This window comes from Alphaproteobacteria bacterium (assembly GCA_039980135.1).
Taxonomy (GTDB): domain Bacteria; phylum Pseudomonadota; class Alphaproteobacteria; order UBA6615; family UBA6615; genus UBA8079.
The window spans coordinates 25,055-40,114 of record JBDXCV010000011.1 but is presented as its reverse complement, the minus strand read 5'-3'; the positions used below and the strand labels follow the sequence as shown (position 1 = coordinate 40,114).

Below are 15,060 nucleotides of genomic sequence, written 5' to 3'. Positions count from 1 at the left end.
GCTGCCTAAGCCGCCGCGTCGCGGTCCGCATGGTCGTCCGGATTATAGTTGAGGTTTGGCGCCAGCCAGCGTTCCACCGTCTCGACATCCATGCCCTTGCGCCGGGCGTAGTCCTCAACCTGGTCACGCTCGATCCGCCCGACCCCGAAATATCGTGCGTCGGGATGGGACAAATAGAACCCGGCCACCGTCGATGGCGGCCACATGGCGAAGCTTTCGGTCAGCGACACACCCGTTGCCGCCTCGGCATCCAGTATATCGAACAGGGTGCGCTTCTCCGTGTGATCGGGACAAGCCGGATAACCGGGCGCGGGACGAATTCCCTGATACTCCTCGGAAATCAGCTCGGCATTCGAAAGGCCCTCATCGGGCGCGTAGCCCCATAGCTCCGTTCGCACCCGCTGGTGCATGCGTTCCGCGAAGGCTTCGGCCAGCCGGTCCGCCAGCGCCTTGGCGAGAATCGAATTGTAGTCGTCATTATCCTTCTCGAAGCGCGCCGCGATCCCGTCGATCTCCGCCCCCGCCGTCACCACGAAACCACCGAAATAGTCGGTCGCGCCCGTGTCGGCCGGTGCCACGAAATCCGAAAGTGCGAAATTGGGCCGCGCATTGTTGCCGCGCATCATTTGCTGGCGCAGCGTATGAATCTCGGCGAGCGGCTCCGCCCGCGCGCCGTCGCGATACAGGGTGATGTCGTCACCGTCGGCGTTGGCGGGCCAGAAGCCGACGACCGCACGCGGTTTCAACCACGCCTCATTGACCATCCGGTCGAGCATCTCCTGCGCATCGTCATACAGATCGCGCGCCGCCTCACCGACGATGTCATCCTGCAGGATATCCGGGAATTTTCCCGCCAGCTCCCAGGTCCGGAAAAACGGCGTCCAGTCGATGCATTCGCGCAACTCGGCCAGATCGTAAGTTTCGAACACGCGTGTGCCGAGGAACGAGGGCACCGGCGCCTGATAGCCGGACCAGTCGATCGGTGCCCGGTTGGCGCGCGCACCCTCGATGGTCTGACGCTTCGATTCCCGACCGCTGCCGGCATGTTTCTCACGCGCGGTTTCGTATTCGGATTTGATCTGATCGACAAACCCGTCACGCGCGGTCTTCGACAGCAGATTGCTCATCACGCCGACCGCCTTGGAGGCGTCGTTCACGTGGACGACGGGGTGGTCGTACCCGGGGTCGATCTTCACCGCCGTGTGCAACCGGCTTGTGGTGGCCCCGCCGATGAGTAGCGGCAACTCGAAATTCTGGCGCTTCATCTCGCGCGCCAGGCTCACCATCTCGTCGAGGCTTGGGGTGATCAGACCGGACACGCCGATGATATCGACCTTCTCGTCCCGGGCCGTGGCAAGAATTTTCTCCGCCGGCACCATCACCCCGAGGTCCACCACATCGTAGCTGTTGCACTGGAGGACCACGCCGACGATGTTCTTGCCGATATCGTGGACATCGCCCTTCACCGTCGCGAGGAGAATCTTCCCGTTCGCCTCGAACGCAGCACCCGAGGCCACACGCTCTTCCTCCATGAATGGTGTCAGATGGGCGACGGCCTGCTTCATCACCCGGGCGCTCTTCACCACCTGGGGCAGGAACATCTTGCCCGCACCGAACAGGTCACCAACCACATTCATGCCGTCCATCAGCGGGCCCTCGATCACATGCAGGGGACGCTCGGCGGCCAGGCGGGCCTCCTCGGTATCCTCCACCACGAAATCGGCAATGCCGTGCACCAGCGCATACTCAAGGCGTTCGGTGACGTTACTCTCGCGCCATTCGAGGTTCTTTTCCGCCGCCGCCGCACCGCTTTCGCGATGTTCGTCCGCGACTTCAAGCAGCCGGTCGGTGGCATCGTCGCGGCGATTGAAGAGCACATCCTCGATCCGCTCCAGAAGGTCGGCCGGGATATCGTCATAGACCATGATCTGACCAGCGTTGACGATTCCCATATCCATGCCCGCACGAATGGCGTGGTAAAGGAACGCGGCATGCATCGCCTCGCGCACCGCATTGTTGCCGCGGAACGAGAAAGACAGGTTCGACACACCACCCGAGACATGGGCGTGGGGCAGTTCGGCGCGAATACGCTTCGTCGCCTCGATGAACGCAATGGCGTACTCGTTATGCTCTTCAATACCCGTCGCGACGGCGAAAATATTGGGATCGAAGATGATGTCCTCCGGCAGGAATCCGATTTCTTCCGTGAGCAGCTTGTAGGAACGTGCGCAAATGTCGAACTTGCGCTCTGCGGTATCTGCCTGGCCATCCTCGTCGAACGCCATGACCACCGTCGCGGCACCGTAGCGGCGGATCTTTCGTGCCTGATCGAGGAATGGCGCCTCGCCTTCCTTGAGGCTGATCGAATTCACGATCGCCTTGCCCTGTACGCATTTTAGCCCGGCCTCGATCACCGACCATTTCGAGGAATCGATCATCACCGGTACGCGCGAAATGTCGGGCTCGGCGGCAATCAGGTTGAGAAAACGCACCATCGCCGCCTCGGAATCGAGCATGCCCTCATCCATGTTCACATCGATGATCTGGGCGCCGTTCTCGACCTGCTGGCGCGCAACCTCGAGCGCCGTATCGTAGTCATCGGCGGTGATCAGCTCGCGGAACCGCGCCGATCCGGTGACGTTCGTCCGTTCGCCGATGTTGACGAACTGGCTGCCGCTCGCACTCATGCCGACACCTCTTCGCGCGCATCCGTCGAAACCGTGAAGGGTTCGAGCCCGGACAGGCGCATCGCCGCCGGACGTTCGGGAACGGTACGCGGGGCGAGCCCGTCGACGGCCTTTCGAATGGCCGCAATATGCGCCGGCGTGGTGCCACAACAGCCGCCGACAATGTTCAACAGCCCTTCCTGGGCCCACTCGCGCACAAAGCCGGCGGTCTCATCGGCCTGTTCGTCATACTCGCCGAATTCGTTCGGCAGCCCGGCGTTGGGGTAGGCACAGATAAACGTGTCCGCGATCCGGGACAGCTCAACCAGATAAGGACGCATACCCTCGGCGCCCATCGAACAGTTGAGCCCGATGGTCAGCGGGCGGGCATGGCGGACCGAGTTCCAGAATGCTTCCGGCGTCTGGCCGGTGAGGGTCCGGCCCGACAGGTCCGTGATCGTGCCGGAAATAAGAATTGGGCGCCGCTCTTCGGTTTCCTCGAACAGTTCCTCGAGCCCGAATATGCAGGCCTTCGCGTTCAATGTGTCGAAGATGGTCTCTATCAGGAACAGATCGACACCGCCCACCAGCAGCGCGCGTGCCGCCTGCTTGTAGGAGTCCTTGAGCGTGTCGAAGTCGATCGCACGAAATCCCGGATCATTAACGTCCGGCGAGATCGACGTGGTCTTGTTGGTCGGGCCGATCGCACCGGCCACCCAGCAGTTCCGGCCCGGTTCGTTCTCCATCACCTGATCGCAGGCCTCGTGGGCCAGGCGCGCGCCCTCGGCATTGATCTCCACCACATACTCTTCCATGGCGTAATCCGCCTGAGAGACCGTGGTGGCGTTGAATGTGTTGGTGGCCACAATGTCCGCGCCCGCCGCCAGATAGCTCAGGTGAACATCCCGGATGGCGTCCGGGGCTGTCAGGTTGAGGATATCGTTGTTGCCGGTCAGGTCATTCCCGAGACCTTCGAAATGCTTGCCGTGATAATCTGCGGAGACCAGCTTCAGGGCCTGAATCTCCGTTCCCATTGCCCCATCCAGGACGACGATACGTTCGGCGAGTTCGTCGGCAAGCGCCTTCTTGCTTCGCATCTGGATCATGTTGCCTTGGTCTCCGAACCGCCGTCCGCCACGCCCAGATTGCGACAGATCGCATGGGTCATGTCCGCGCGGTTCAATGTGTAGAAATGAAAATTGGTGATCCCGTGGGACTGCAGCTCGTGGCATTGTTCACTCGCGACACGTTCGCCGACCTCGACCCGGCCGGCCGGGTCATCGTCCAGCCCCTCGAATGCCTCCGCCAGCCAATCCGGCACGCTGGCGCCGCACATGGCGGCAAACCGGGTCATGCTCTTGAAGTTACCGACCGGCATGATCCCCGGCACCACGGGGATATCAATCCCCGACGCCGCGACCTTGTCGCGAAAACGCAAAAACGCACCATTGTCGAAGAAGAATTGGGTGATTGCGCGGGCGGCACCCGCATCGGCCTTGCGCTTCAGAATATCGATATCGAAATCCGCGCTTGGCGCCTCCGGATGGGTTTCAGGGTAAGCCGCCACCGAAATCTCGAAAGGTGCAACCGAGTGGAGGCCCTCGACCAGGTCCGCCGCATACGCATATCCATCGGGATGGGGGGAGTAGCCCGTCGCGCCTTCCGGGGGGTCGCCGCGCAGGGCGACAATATGTCGGACGCCTGCGGCCCAATAGTCGCGCGCGACGCTCTCGATCTCCGCGCGCGTGGCGGCGACACATGTCAAATGCGCGGCGGCCGTCAGCCCTGCCTCCGTGACGATTCGGGAAACGGTCGCATGGGTTCGCTCGCGCGTCGAACCGCCCGCGCCGTAGGTCACCGAAACAAACGACGGGTTGATCGGCGCAAGATCGCAGACCGTGTCCCAGAGGGTTTTTTCCATCGCCGCGGTTTTCGGCGGGAAAAACTCGAAACTGACGGAAATACGGCGGTCTGTAGCGACCTGTTCAATGTTGCTTGTCGAGGATGCCATTTCTGTTCCTAGGCGGAGGCGCGTGGGCGGATATCGATAGACTGCACATCTGCGGGCCGCCGGGTTTTCCAAAGTGTGACGTTGAGCGAGGTCCCCGGCAGGGTGCGGACGTCGGTGACCTGCAAACCCTGTTCCGCCGCCCAGCGACCGACCTCTTCCGTCCGGAAGCCAAGGCGCCGATGGGCGTGGTCGTCACGCAATGCCTCCATCTCGTGCGGAGCGAAATCCACCACCACGAAAGTACCGCCCGACTTGAGGACGCGTGCGGCTTCCTTGATGGCGTGGCCGGGCTCATCGGCGAAATGCAGGACCATGTGCAGGATCACCAGATCGAAAGATTGATCATTGAAAGGCAGCTGATACATGTCCGCCTGACGCACATTGCAATTCCGGTATTCGGGTTCCGAGAGATTGGTCCGCGCCACGGCAAGCATGTCACGCGACTGGTCAACGCCCACGGCTTCGCGCACACGCCCCGCCAGCAACTGCAGCATCCGACCGGTCCCGGTGCCGATATCCAGCAAAGTGTCATGGACCTCGTCGGTCAACAGATCCTGTATCGCCCCCTCGACCACGCCCTCATCGACATGTAGCGCGCGAATCTGATCCCAGGAGCCGGCGGCTTCCCGGAAATAGGCCTCCGCAAGCCTGGCCCGGGCGTCCTTGATTTCGCCAAGGCGCTGCCGGTCCCGTGCGACAAGGCCGTCGGAATCTTCGATTTCGTCAATCAGCAAACGAAGAATGTCGGCACTGGGGGTACCCGAAGCGAGATGGAAGAACGCCCAACTCCCTTCTTGCAGCCGCTCCAGCAGTCCGGCATCACACAGGAGCTTCAGGTGACGGGATATACTCGGCTGGCTCTGCCCGAGAATTCTCGTCAATTCACTGACGGTCAAGTCACCCTGGGCACACAGGGCCAGGATACGCAGGCGGTTTGGCTCTCCAGCCGCACGCAGAATTGCAAGGACCTGGTCCATGGAGATGCGATTACTCTTTCGAAAACTGGTTGCCGGAATGGTTTGATCGGAACGGCGGCGAATCGGCGCGACACCCATCGATTCGCACGACCATTGACATAAACATATATTTATATATTTATGTTTTCTAGTGTAATCTCGTGGTTGTGTCCGATTCGTCGCCGCAAACTGTATCTATTTTGCAACAATAACTCGGACACCAGCCTGATTGCTTGCTTGTCGTGTGGCGCTGCTTCAAGGGCTGTGGTAGCAAATTCATCACACGATCTGATCAAGACCTGTCGCGGGGGCGACTCGTTAAGGTTCCCGCAAGGGCATCGGGGCATGATGAGGCGGTGGTTTTGTGTGCAGGTCGCACAACTGGCTTTTTTTCTGGGTAAGGGAGCCGGACTTGCGATGTGGAATAGAGATAATGTTGAAAACACTAATTGATCTTAAGCCTTCTCGTATCTTGTTTGCCGCGCTGCTGATGGGCACGCTGACGGCTTGCGCGATTCCGCCAAGTGACGACAAGGAAGCACTTGCCGAGTTCGAGAAAGCGAACGACCCGTTCGAGCCGGCAAACCGCCTGGTCTTCTCGGCCAACGTGGCGGTAGACCAGTTGGTCCTGCAGCCGACGGCCGTCACCTACCGGGACTTGTTTCCCGATGAGCTGAAGCCGCCGGTCGAGAACTTCATCACAAATCTGTTCATGCCCCTGAGCTTCCTGCATTCACTCCTGCAGGGCGATATGGAGCGGGCAAATCTTGCGGCAACGCGCTTCTTCACGGCGCTTCCGACATTTCTTCTCGGCAACACGATGCCGGACCAGGAGCCCGTCTTTGAAGACGCCGGCCAGACACTCGCCGTGTGGGGCTTCGAACAGGGCCCATACGTCATGCTGCCGCTGATCGGACCGTCCTCGGTGCGGGATACGTTCGGCACGGTCGGCGATTTCTTCTTCGATCCGGTCGGCTGGATCACCGACACCCCGGTCACGATCGGTCGTGCCGCCGGCAATGCGGTGGTGCGGCGTTCGAACAACGTAAACCAGGTTCGGGATTTGCAGCTTAACTCGGTGGACTACTACGCGGCCGTGCGCAGTCTGTATCGTCAGCAGCGTGAAGCGCAGGTCCGCAACGGCGAAACCGCGCCGGTTCAGCCAGCTCCAACGCTTGGGTTGGACCTGGAAGAGAAATCGGACACCAAAGAAACCGCGTCAGGCAAGTAGGGGCCCGCTCCCATGATCGCCCGTGTCAACCCGGCGTTCGTCATTGTCCTCGCATTGCTCTTCGTCGCGCCCGCCGCGCAGGCCGACGATCATCTGGACAAATCCGTTTCATTCATCAAGTCCCTGTCCGATCGTGCCATCACGACCCTGACAGACGCCGAGATCACCAGCGAGGACCGGCGCGCGCAGTTCAGGAGCCTGTTCCGTGAAGGCTTCGCCGTGGACGCCATCGCCCGCTTTGCGCTGGGCCGTTACTGGCGCAATGCCTCCAAAGAAGAACGCGAGGAATATCTCGTGCTCTTTGAGGACGTGATCGTCAGCACCTGGGCAGACCGCTTCTCTCTCTATTCCGGACAGTCGTTCGAGGTCCGCGGCGCGACCAACGAGCCGAGCAACGGTCCGGAAAAGGTAGCGTTGGTCTCCAGCCAGTTCTTCACGAGCCCCACCTCGCCCGTCCAGATCGAATGGCGCGTTGCCAGCCAGGGCGACGTCATCAAGATCGTGGATGTGAAGGTCGCGGGCTTCAGCATGGCGAACACGCAACGCGACGAGTTCAACTCGGTCATTCTCAATAATGGCCGCAAATTGTCGTCACTGCTTGAGCAGTTGCGCAAGATGCGGGACAGCTAGGCGCCGTCTCCCCCGCCTCGCCAGTACGCCTCCGAATTCAGCGCTGTAGCGGCTTGTACTTGATCCGGTGCGGCTGGTCCGCGTCTGCGCCGCGACGGCGCTTGAGGTCCTCGGTATAGGCCTCGTAGTTTCCCTCGAACCAGACGACTTCGCTGTTACCCTCGAAAGCGAGGATATGGGTCGCGATCCGATCGAGGAACCAGCGGTCATGGCTGACCACGATCGCGCATCCGGGGAATTCCAGCAGCGCTTCTTCGAGCGCGCGCAATGTGTCGACATCCAGATCGTTGGTCGGTTCGTCCAACATCAGGAAGTTAGACCCGGATTTCAGAACTTTCGCCAGATGTACGCGGTTGCGTTCACCGCCCGATAGCTGCCCGACGGGTTTTTGCTGATCCGATCCCTTGAAATTGAACCCAGCGACGTAGGCCCGGCTCTGTACGTTCCGCTTGCCGAGCTCGATCACATCGATCCCCTCGGATATCTCCTCCCACACCGTCTTCTCCGCGGACAGCGCGTCGCGGCTTTGGTCCACATACCCCATCACCACGGTATCGCCGATCCGGAAGTCGCCGGAATCGGGTGTCTCCTGCGACGTCACCATGCGGCAGAACGTGGTTTTACCCGCGCCGTTCGGCCCAATCACCCCGACGATGGCCCCTGGCGGCATCTTGAAGCTGAGATCGTCGATCAGCAGGTGATTGCCGAAACCCTTGCGGATGTTGTCTGCCTCAATCACCAGGTCACCCAGGCGCGGTCCCGGCGGAATGGTGATCTGCTGACCCTCGGGCGCCTTGTCCTGGCTGGCCGCGACGAGTTTCTCATAGGCATCAACGCGCGCCTTGCTCTTGGCCTGGCGTGCACGCGGGCTCTGACGCACCCACTCCAGCTCCTGTTTTATCGTGCGCTGGCGTGATGATTCTTCACGCTCTTCCTGGGCCAGGCGTTTCTCTTTCGCTTCCAGCCAGGCGCTGTAATTGCCTTCGAAGGGAAGCCCCTTGCCACGATCCAGTTCGAGGATCCAGCCGGCGACATTGTCGAGAAAGTATCGGTCATGGGTCACCGCAACCACTGTGCCCGGATAATCTTCCAGAAAACGCTCGAGCCAGGCGACGGATTCCGCATCGAGATGGTTGGTCGGCTCGTCGAGCAAAAGCATATCGGGGCGGGACAGCAACAGCCGGCAGAGCGCGACCCGGCGCCGTTCGCCACCCGAGAGGTTCGAGACATCGGCATCACCTGGTGGGCATCGCAGAGCATCCATGGCGATCTCGATCTGTCGGTCCAGCTCCCATGCGTCGCTGGCATCGATTTCGTTCTGGAGTTCGGCCTGCTCCGCAATCAGTGCATCCATCTCCTCGGGCGTAATATCCTCGCCGAAGCGCATGCTCACTTCGTTGAAACGATCGAGTAGCGCCTTGGTCTCGGCCACGCCATCCATGACATTGCCCATGACATCCTTGTCAGGGTCGAGATCGGGTTCCTGCGGCAGGAATCCCACCTTCAGGCCGTCCGCCGCCCAGGCTTCACCCTGATACTCGCCATCAAGGCCCGCCATGATTTTGAGCAGGGTCGATTTGCCGGAGCCGTTCAGCCCCAGGACGCCGATCTTGGCGCCGGGCATGAAGCTCAACCAGACATCTTCGACGACCTTGCGGCCGCCAGGGAAGACCTTGGTCAGGCCCTTCATGACATAGACATACTGGGGGGTGTTCACGGGCACACTCTCAACAGGTTGGGTTGGCTGACGGGCGTCTATGTAAGCCGCCCGCGCGCGCGGCGCAACGGTTCGTCAATCACCCTGTGGTGGCGCGTTAGTGGCGCCCGCCGAACCGCCAGGGATGAATATCGACACTCGTGTAGAGGCCCGCCTTGCAATAGGGCTCGTCCGCCAGCATTTCCTCGACCGCTGCACGATCGGGGAACTCAATCAGCATGGCGCTCCCGACCCATTCGCTTTCATCGTCATTGTAGAGGGGCCCACGCTCGATAAACCGCGGCAGGTAACCGCCGTCGATAAAATACTCACGATGGGCTTCGAGAAGACCATCGCGTTCTGCGGTCCTGTCCGGACGCCCGTGGCCGATCAGCAGAAACCGCTGATTGTTTTCCGGATCGCCTTCGAAGTCCCACATGGTTTGCCCGAGCGCGTTACGCCAGCGACGAACGATGATGTCTTCGAACACGCCGGCCTTCGCATAGGGCTCGTCATAGGCGAACACCCGCGCCGCCTCGGCGTCCGGGAGTTCGACGATATGCATGCTGCCGGTCGGGGTCTCGCCGTCATCTGCCAGGGTCGGTCCACGCGCGACCATCCGGTCGGCATAGGTATCCATGAACGCCCAATGCGCCTCGACGATCGCTTTCCGGGTTTCACGGGTATCCGGCTTGTCACGGCAGTAGAAAAAATATGTCGGCATGACTGTGCCCTACTCCGAATCCGCGCTGACTTTGCCGCTCGACCGCGCGGCTGCCTGCTTGGCGACTCCGTCCTTGCCGGTGTCGGTCTCGGCATCCCAGCTGTTCTCATGGGCCAGATGCTTTTCCTCATCCCATTCATGCTGGGTGCCCTCGCCCATGAACACGATGAACACCTCGCAGCCGTCGGGATACTCATAGGGACCGTGCGGGGTATTGCCGCCGAACACATAGTCGCCCGGGCGCAAATCCTTTCCTGCCACGCACATCCGGCCGGCCAGCACCACAATGGAGTGCCAGCTCTTGTGGCTGTGCTCGGGTTCGACATAGCCCGGCGGGAAGCGGACTTTCATATCGACCCGACCCATCGCCGCATCATAGTTGAATATCTTGACCTCCACGCCTGCGGGTAAAGCCAAAATCTCGTTCGCGCCCTCACCCGCCTGCCACTCCACTTCATCGTCATGCAACGCGACGAACTCGTGGACAAAATCCGATACCGAAACGCTCATCTGTCTTCTCCCTGATATGGTTTCGCCGAGACTAGCGCAGCCCGTCGTTGGAAGTCTCCTCTGTCGCCCACTCCGAGAGCACATGGCTGTCGGCCTCTCCAGGCATATGCTGCGCACGGAAGTCCGCGAACTCGCTCTCAGACAAAAGACGCGACAACGCCCACACGGCCGCACCGCGCACCAGCGGGGATGAATCCTTCAGCCGTTCGCGGGCCGCGTCGGCAGCGCCCTCGCCGCCCACATTGCCCAGCGCGGTCAATACATTTCGGACGAACCGGTCCCGCCCCACACGCTTGATCGCAGTTTTCGAGAAGAAGGCGCGGAATGCCCCATCATCCAACCGGACAAGATCCGTCAATCGCGGCGCAGCGAATTCTTCGCGCCCGCGCAACTCGGTCACGGGTGCCGCAGCGGCGAACTTGTTCCACGGACAGGCGGCAAGACAATCGTCGCAACCGTAAATCCGATTGCCGATCAGCGGACGCAACTCGCGGTCGATGGGTCCTTTATGTTCGATTGTGAGATATGAAATGCATCGACGCGCATCAATCTGATAGGGCGCTGGCAGCGCATCTGTCGGACACGCATCGAGACATTGGCGGCACGACCCGCAATGATCGTCGGCGGCCATGTCGTCAGGCAGGTCGAGGGTAGTGAACACCTCCCCCAGGAACAACCATGACCCATGGTCGCGCGACACCAGATTGGTGTGCTTCCCCTGCCAGCCCAGACCCGCGGCCTGCGCCACGGGTTTTTCCATGACCGGTGCGGTATCGACAAATACCTTCACGTCGCCCGGAAACTCTTCGCAAATCCATCGGCCCAACGCCTTGAGGCGCTTCTTGATCACGTCGTGATAGTCACGCCCGCGCGCATACACCGACAGGTGGCCGATACCGGTTTGATTCAGGCTCTCGAAGGCACCGGGACCGGGGGTGTAGGCCATTCCCAGTGCGATCACGGAGCGTGCCTCGGGCCAGAGCGCCGCCGGTTCGCGCCGTCGCTCGGACTTGGCCGGCAACCAGTCCATGTCGCCGTGCCGGCCTTCGGCCAGGAACGTTGCCAGATTCTCGCGAACTTCGGGCGCGAGACGGACAGGCGCAAAACCAACCGCATCGAAGCCGAGCGCCGTCGCCTTCTCGCGAATGCGCAAAGCGGCCGCCGCATCCGACATTCAGGCCTAGCCGCGCCCGCGATAGGGCGCGACCCCCTGATCGGGCAACCACAACCCCTCGGGGGGCTCGCCGGATTGATAGAACACATCGATGGGGATGCCGCCACGCGGATACCAGTAACCGCCGATCCGGAGCCAGGCCGGATCCAGCAATGTTTCGATCCGCTGGGCGATATCCACAGTGCACGCCTCGTGAAATCCGCCATGGTTGCGGTAGGAACCGAGAAACAGCTTCAGGGACTTGCTCTCGACCAGCCAGCCGTCGGGCACATAGTCGATCACGAGATGGGCAAAATCGGGCTGGCCTGTGATCGGACACAGGGACGTGAATTCCGGGCAGGCGAACCGCACCAGGTAGGTGGTCCCCGGCTTCGGGTTAGGCACCCGCTCCAGACTGGCTTCTTCCGGCGACGCCGGCAATTTCGACGGACTGCCGAGTTGCGTCAGCCCGTCATAGACTTCGTCATTCATGTCACCGCACCCTTGTGCAAGGCCCTTTGGGGCAATCATCTCATACTTGCCGAGGCATCTATAGGGTCAGGCCCGCCGCAGCAATGTCGCATCCCCATAGGAGAAGAAACGGTATCCCGCATCGACGGCGTGGCGGTAAGCCTCACGCATATGTTCCGTTCCCGCAAATGCGCAGACCAGCATGAACAACGTCGAGCGCGGCAGATGGAAATTCGTGAAAAGTTGATCGACGGCCCGAAACTCGTATCCGGGCACACAGAAGAGCCTTGTGTCGCCGCGAAACGCCGAAACCAAACCCTCTGCATCAACGGCGGTTTCGAGAATCCGGAGCGCGGTCGTGCCGATCGACACGACCGGCCTCCCGGCCGCCCGCGCCGCGTTGACCCGCGCAGCGACATCGGCGTCCACTTCGCCATATTCGGCATGCATCTTGTGTTCGTGCACATCCTCGGCCGTCACGGGCAGGAACGTCCCCGCCCCCACATGCAGGGTCACCGATGCGATCTCCATGCCGGCAGACGCGAGCGCGGTCATCAGCGCGGGGGTGAAATGCAGGCCGGCGGTCGGGGCCGCCACGGCACCCTCGCGAGCGGCAAACATCGTCTGATAATCATGGGCGTCTTGCCCGTCGGGGCCATCGGAGCGCTTGATATAGGGCGGGAGCGGGGTCCGGCCATGGTTCGCCAACGCATCGCGAAACGCCGCTGCGTCCATATCGAAGCGCAGATGCACTTCGCCGCCATCCCGTCGCCCGATCATCTCCGCGGCAAAGCCTTCGGCAAAATCAATGCGATCTCCGGGCCTCAGCCGTTTAGCGGGTCGCGCAAAGGCAAGCCATTCGGTATCGCTCAGGCGCTTGTGCAAGGTCACCGACATCCGCCCCTCGCCACGACGGCCCTCGAGTTGCGCGGGAATCACCCGGGTATCGTTCACCACCAGCAGACTGTCGGGATCGAGCAGACCCGGCAGGTCCCGAACGACACGGTCTGACATGCCGTCGCGCAGATCGAGCAGGCGCGCGGATTCGCGCGGCTCCGCCGGTCGTTGCGCGATCCGTGCCGCCGGGAGCTCGAAATCGAATTCGGATGTTCTCATCGTTGTCGCATCTGGATCCAGGCGCATGATTGACTCCATGTCCGCGTGGCTGCCATTAGCTTGCAAGCAATTCGTTTCAACAAAGATGCGTCCCCATGGTGCCCGGATTGTCCCCGCCTGTTTTTAGCATTTTCGCCCTGGTCGGCGCTTGTCTTGCCGCATCCAATGTGGCGGCAACAGTACAGGCGAACGCGCAGACGACGAAAGATACCTACAGCGTCCAGTGGGAGAATGACCGGATCGCCAACACCGACCGGCATTACACCAACGGATTCCGCCTGTCCTGGGTTTCCGGTGCGCGTGACGACGACCCGATCTGGGTCAAGGATGTACTCGAGACGCTTTATCCTTTTGCAAGCCTGCGTCAGGGCCGGGTCGGCGCGGCATTCGGACAGAGCATCTTTACCCCGGAAAACACGACCACCTCCGGCCTGGTGACCGATGACCGCCCCTATGCCGGCTGGCTGTACGGCGCCATATCCGTCCACGCCGAAACCAGACGCGACCCGGCGTCGTCTTCGACCAACAGGCTCGACACGGTGGAACTCAATCTCGGTATCGTCGGCCCCCTGGCCCTGGGCCGACAGGTACAGAACGGCGTACATGACCTGATAAATGTCGGCCGTTCGAACGGTTGGGGCCACCAACTCGACAACGAGCCCGGCGTGATGCTGATCGGTGAACGCCGCTGGCGCCCTGACCCATGGAATCTGTTCGGCGTCGAGGTCGGTGCCATCCCCCATATCGGCGGCAGCGTCGGCAACGTGATGACCTTCGCCAGCGCTGGCGCCATACTTCGGGTCGGACAGAATCTCGACGTCGATTATGGCCCGCCGCTCATCCGCCCATCGCTCAGCGGTCTCGCGGCAGTGGACAAGCAATCCGGCCTCGCCTGGTACGCCTTTGCCGGCATCCAGGTACGCGGCGTCGCCCATGACATCTTCCTCGACGGAAACACGTTTGCCAGAAGCCACAGTGTCGACAAACGACATCTGGTCGGGGATGCGCAGGTCGGCCTCGCCTTCATCTATCGCGGCGTGCGCCTGGCCGTGACCCAGATACTCCGGACCCGGGAATTCGAGGGACAGCGCCAGGCTGACCGGTTCGGTGCGATCAGCCTGTCGGCGAATTTCTAGGCACAGCCGCCGCGCCGGTGCCGCGCCTGTGCCGAGCCGGTCTTTTCAGGCCATCCCCGCATGCTAAGCTCCCGGGCCCTGAAGGATCAGGCTCACAGCAACCATCACGGGGGATGAATCATGACGGCTCTCAGCCTCAGCATCGACGGCATCACCGAAGGTCAACGGATACCCGAGGCATTCGCCTTCGGCGTCCGCACCGAAAGCGAACCCTTCACCTTCGGTGCGAATATCAGCCCGGCCATCAGCTGGAGTGCCGGCCCCGACGGGACCAAATCCTACGCGATCATCATGCATGATCGCAGTGTCCCGACGGTGTTCGATGATGCCAATCAGGACGGCAAAACGATCTCCGCGGACCTGCCGCGCATGGACTTCATGCACTGGGTCCTCGTCGATATTCCCGCGTCCACAACCAGCGTGCCGAAGGGCGCCGAATCCGACGCGGTCGTGCCCAAGGGCAAGGCGACAGGACCTGCGGCGCATGGCGTACGCGGCGCCAACGATTTCGGCATGTTCATGGCCTCGAACCCGGACATGGCGGGCGATTATGGCGGATATGACGGCCCCGCCCCGCCCTGGAACGACGAAATCATGCATGAGTATGTGTTCACGGTGTATGCGCTCGATGTCGAGACGCTCGGCCTAGGCGGGATCTTCAGCGGCGGCGACGCGCTGGCGGCCATGGAGGGGCACATCCTCGCCAGCGGGCAGGTTGTGGGCGAATACACGCTGAACCCGGCGATCGCCTGACCGGCAA

The 15,060-nt window shown here is 61.6% G+C and carries 12 protein-coding genes and 1 pseudogene; 4 read left to right on the top strand and 9 right to left on the bottom strand.

Translation table 11 applies throughout. The features are described from left to right. Nucleotides 1–5: 5 nt before the first annotated feature. The 3 genes and pseudogenes from metH to ABJ363_14865 form a co-directional block, all read right to left on the bottom strand. A pseudogene (gene metH / locus ABJ363_14875) lies at nt 6–3,772 on the bottom strand (methionine synthase). Then, entirely contained in the window at nt 3,769–4,677 is a 909-nt protein-coding gene (gene metF, locus ABJ363_14870) for a methylenetetrahydrofolate reductase [NAD(P)H] (protein MEP4380278.1), read from the bottom strand. Before metF ends, metH begins: the two are co-directional and overlap by 4 nt. Before the next feature lie 8 nt (nt 4,678–4,685). Continuing rightward, nucleotides 4,686–5,654 (bottom strand): metalloregulator ArsR/SmtB family transcription factor, encoded by a 969-nt coding sequence (locus ABJ363_14865; GenBank protein ID MEP4380277.1) that lies wholly within the window; start codon nt 5,652–5,654, stop codon nt 4,686–4,688. A 412-nt stretch (nt 5,655–6,066) separates the two neighbouring features. On the opposite strand from ABJ363_14865, the gene ABJ363_14860 reads away from it, so the two are divergent. Next, nucleotides 6,067–6,864, top strand: coding sequence for a VacJ family lipoprotein (locus tag ABJ363_14860; protein MEP4380276.1), 798 nt, complete (start codon nt 6,067–6,069; stop codon nt 6,862–6,864). A 12-nt stretch (nt 6,865–6,876) separates the two neighbouring features. After that, complete coding sequence (locus ABJ363_14855; GenBank protein MEP4380275.1) at nt 6,877–7,494, top strand: ABC transporter substrate-binding protein; 618 nt, start codon at nt 6,877–6,879, stop codon at nt 7,492–7,494. Between the two features lie 37 nt (nt 7,495–7,531). Here ABJ363_14855 and ettA read toward each other — a convergent pair whose 3' ends face one another. From ettA to queA, 6 genes are all read right to left on the bottom strand, one after another. Further along, complete coding sequence (gene ettA, locus ABJ363_14850) at nt 7,532–9,211, bottom strand: energy-dependent translational throttle protein EttA (protein MEP4380274.1); 1,680 nt, start codon at nt 9,209–9,211, stop codon at nt 7,532–7,534. Between the two features lie 97 nt (nt 9,212–9,308). Continuing rightward, nucleotides 9,309–9,914: a YciI family protein gene (locus tag ABJ363_14845; GenBank protein ID MEP4380273.1), complete on the bottom strand. Its 606-nt coding sequence runs from the start codon at nt 9,912–9,914 to the stop codon at nt 9,309–9,311. Between the two features lie 9 nt (nt 9,915–9,923). Continuing rightward, nucleotides 9,924–10,424, bottom strand: a complete 501-nt coding sequence (locus ABJ363_14840; protein MEP4380272.1) for a hypothetical protein — start codon at nt 10,422–10,424, stop codon at nt 9,924–9,926. A 31-nt stretch (nt 10,425–10,455) separates the two neighbouring features. Then, nucleotides 10,456–11,598 (bottom strand): tRNA epoxyqueuosine(34) reductase QueG, encoded by a 1,143-nt coding sequence (queG, locus tag ABJ363_14835; protein MEP4380271.1) that lies wholly within the window; start codon nt 11,596–11,598, stop codon nt 10,456–10,458. A gap of 6 nt (nt 11,599–11,604) precedes the next feature. Continuing rightward, nucleotides 11,605–12,069: a preQ(1) synthase gene (gene queF, locus ABJ363_14830; protein MEP4380270.1), complete on the bottom strand. Its 465-nt coding sequence runs from the start codon at nt 12,067–12,069 to the stop codon at nt 11,605–11,607. A 66-nt stretch (nt 12,070–12,135) separates the two neighbouring features. Beyond that, nucleotides 12,136–13,164, bottom strand: a complete 1,029-nt coding sequence (gene queA, locus ABJ363_14825) for a tRNA preQ1(34) S-adenosylmethionine ribosyltransferase-isomerase QueA (GenBank protein MEP4380269.1) — start codon at nt 13,162–13,164, stop codon at nt 12,136–12,138. A gap of 167 nt (nt 13,165–13,331) precedes the next feature. Here queA and ABJ363_14820 point away from each other — a divergent pair, with 167 nt between their 5' ends. Then, a complete protein-coding gene (locus ABJ363_14820; GenBank protein MEP4380268.1) occupies nt 13,332–14,300 on the top strand; it encodes a lipid A deacylase LpxR family protein in 969 nt (322 codons plus the stop codon). A gap of 120 nt (nt 14,301–14,420) precedes the next feature. Beyond that, on the top strand, nt 14,421–15,053 hold the full coding sequence (locus tag ABJ363_14815) for a YbhB/YbcL family Raf kinase inhibitor-like protein (protein ID MEP4380267.1): 633 nt from the start codon (nt 14,421–14,423) through the stop codon (nt 15,051–15,053). The last annotated feature ends 7 nt before the right edge of the window (nt 15,054–15,060 follow it).

Coding starts and splice junctions, on each gene's coding strand:
- queF (MEP4380270.1), bottom strand. CDS start 12,069: ATGAATGACGAAGTCTATGACGGGCTGACGCAACTCGGCAGTCCGTCG.
- queG (MEP4380271.1), bottom strand. CDS start 11,598: ATGTCGGATGCGGCGGCCGCTTTGCGCATTCGCGAGAAGGCGACGGCG.
- ABJ363_14855 (MEP4380275.1), top strand. CDS start 6,877: ATGATCGCCCGTGTCAACCCGGCGTTCGTCATTGTCCTCGCATTGCTC.
- ABJ363_14845 (MEP4380273.1), bottom strand. CDS start 9,914: ATGCCGACATATTTTTTCTACTGCCGTGACAAGCCGGATACCCGTGAA.
- ABJ363_14840 (MEP4380272.1), bottom strand. CDS start 10,424: ATGAGCGTTTCGGTATCGGATTTTGTCCACGAGTTCGTCGCGTTGCAT.
- metF (MEP4380278.1), bottom strand. CDS start 4,677: ATGGCATCCTCGACAAGCAACATTGAACAGGTCGCTACAGACCGCCGT.
- ABJ363_14860 (MEP4380276.1), top strand. CDS start 6,067: ATGTTGAAAACACTAATTGATCTTAAGCCTTCTCGTATCTTGTTTGCC.
- ABJ363_14815 (MEP4380267.1), top strand. CDS start 14,421: ATGACGGCTCTCAGCCTCAGCATCGACGGCATCACCGAAGGTCAACGG.
- ABJ363_14865 (MEP4380277.1), bottom strand. CDS start 5,654: ATGGACCAGGTCCTTGCAATTCTGCGTGCGGCTGGAGAGCCAAACCGC.
- queA (MEP4380269.1), bottom strand. CDS start 13,164: ATGAGAACATCCGAATTCGATTTCGAGCTCCCGGCGGCACGGATCGCG.